This is a genomic window from Micromonospora sp. D75 (assembly GCF_018070405.1).
Classification (GTDB): domain Bacteria; phylum Actinomycetota; class Actinomycetes; order Mycobacteriales; family Micromonosporaceae; genus Micromonospora; species Micromonospora chalcea.
Map to the genome: position 1 here is coordinate 1 of NZ_JAGPXV010000842.1, position 2,046 is coordinate 2,046.

Genomic DNA, 2,046 nt, shown 5'->3' on the forward strand with positions numbered 1-2,046 from the left:
ACGAACTGGTCACCGCCGCCGGCCTGCCCGCGCCGGACGGCCCACCGGTGAGCGTGCTCTACTCCCCCGGCGTCCCCGTCGTCTTCGGCGGCCCCACGTCGGCCGGATGACCGCCACCGCCTTGATCGACACCAGGTCGCCGGAGTGGCGGCATCCGGCGCACCGGGACACCGCCACCTCCCCGACGTGGCGAGCGCGGTCAGCGCAACGGGTCTTGGGTGCCGTGCGGCACGTCGGGACGGCATCGGCGTACCCGGTCGGCGGCCATCCGACCGCCCACCGCCAGCCCGTACCGCTCGACCGCTGCGAGCCCGTACGCGCTGCACGTGGGCGTGTAGCGGCAGGTCGCCGGCCAGCGGTGCGACAGCCAGCGCCGGTAACCGAGGATGGCGGCCCGGCCGGCGCGGTCCACGGCGGGCCGCCGGACGACGCCGGCGGTCACCGAACCGAGGGTGAGCAGCATCGAGAAGAGGCCCAGGTCGCAGCAGCCCGGCCCGTCACAGGTGGGCACGTCGCAGTTGCACCAGTCCCGGCTCTTCTTCTTGTGGCGGTGCCGCTTCCGGAAGATCACCACGTCATGATGCGACACGCCCGCCAGTGTCGAATGAGGCGACCGGACCGGGTCCGGTGTGATCGGGTCTGTGGACGGCCGGGAACCTAGCGTCGAGGTCGTCACCAGGAAGGAACATCGGGTGCTGGATCGGCTCAACGCCGCGTTGGATTACCTCGAACAGCGGCTCGAGCAGCCGCTCGACGTGGCCGCGCTGGCCCGGATCGCGGGCGTCTCGGAGCATCACTTAGGCCGGCTGTTCTCGGCGTTGGCCGGGCTGCCGCTGTCGGAGTACGTCCGCCGTCGCCGGATGACGCTGGCCGGCGCGGACGTGCTCGCGGGGCGGGAGTCACTGCTCGACGTGGCGGTCCGCTGGGGTTACGGCTCGAACGAGGCGTTCGCCCGCGCGTTCCGGGCCGTGCACGGCGTCGGGCCGACGCAGGCCCGGCAGGCCGGGGCGGTGCTGCGGTCCCAGCCCCGGCTGTCCTTCCGGCTCGTCGTCGAAGGGAACACCAGCATGGACTACCGGATCGTGACCAAGGACGCCTTCCGGCTCGCCGGGCTGAAAGCGCGGGTGCCGCTCGTGCACGAGGGGATGAACCCGCACATCGTGGCGTTCGTCAGGGGCATCGACCCGGCCACCGTACGCCGCATCGAGGCGCTGTCCGACCAGGAGCCGCGCGGGATCGTCAACGTCAGCGCCGAGCTGGCCGGTTCCCGCGACGAGGGTGCCGAGCTGGACTACTGGTACGCGGCGGTGACCGGCGCGGAGGTGCCGGACGGCCTGGACAGCCTGCCGGTCGAGGCCGGTGACTGGGCGGTGTTCTCCAGTTCCGGGGCGTTCCCGGTGGCGGTGCAGCACCTGTGGCGGGCCGTGTTCACGTCCTGGTTCCCGTCCAACCCGTACGAGGCCCGCCCGGGGCCGGAGATCTCGCGTGTGCGGGTCGCCGAGGACGGCGGCACCGCCGACGCGGAGCTGTGGATCCCGGTCCGCCGGGTCTAGGGAGTAGCTGCCGCTCGCGCCAGCGCGGTCGGCACGTCGTGTACGTGGTACGGATGCTCGCTCGGCTCGATGGCGGCGAGGAACATCGCGTACACGGCGGCCAGCCGCAGCGGCGCGACCCGCCGGAGCAGGTCGACGGCCCGGTGCGGGTCGCTGCCCGGCACGTCGGTGCGCCAGCGCCGCGCCCACGCGCCGATCAGCCGGGCGGCGGCGTCCGCGTCGACGTCCTCGGTCAGGCGCAGGATGTCGAAGGCGGGGTGGCCGACGAACGAGTCCGCCCAGTCGATCACCGTCCGCCGCCGACCGTCGCCGCGCACGTTGCCGGGGTGCAGGTCACCGTGCACGAGCGTGTCGGGCAGGCCGCAGTCACGGACCTGCTGGAGCCGGTGGTCGAGCCCGTCGAGCAGGCCGGCGGCCGCCGACACGTCGTGCCCGGCGAGCCGCTCGCGGATCCAGTCCGCCAGCCCTGTCCCGCGCAGATCCGGCACCCCGG

The 2,046-nt window shown here is 73.6% G+C and carries 3 protein-coding genes and 1 pseudogene; 2 read left to right on the plus strand and 2 right to left on the minus strand.

Annotated features, from left to right (window positions below; all coding sequences use genetic code 11):
- Positions 1-110 (plus strand): annotated as a pseudogene (locus tag KBX39_RS34155) (DUF2071 domain-containing protein); the annotation flags it as partial.
- 89 nt (positions 111-199) lie between these two features.
- On the opposite strand, the gene yidD reads toward KBX39_RS34155, so the two are convergent.
- Positions 200-589, minus strand: a complete 390-nt coding sequence (gene yidD, locus KBX39_RS29765; protein WP_223201225.1) for a membrane protein insertion efficiency factor YidD — start codon at positions 587-589, stop codon at positions 200-202.
- Positions 590-692: 103 nt separating this feature from the next.
- Between yidD and KBX39_RS29770 the strand changes: the two genes are divergently transcribed.
- Positions 693-1,553, plus strand: coding sequence for an AraC family transcriptional regulator (locus KBX39_RS29770; RefSeq protein ID WP_043326315.1), 861 nt, complete (start codon positions 693-695; stop codon positions 1,551-1,553).
- Here the strand turns inward: KBX39_RS29770 and KBX39_RS29775 are convergent.
- On the minus strand, positions 1,550-2,046 hold a 497-nt coding region (locus KBX39_RS29775; protein ID WP_210873716.1), incomplete at its 5' end, for a phosphotransferase family protein. The genes KBX39_RS29770 and KBX39_RS29775 overlap by 4 nt on opposite strands.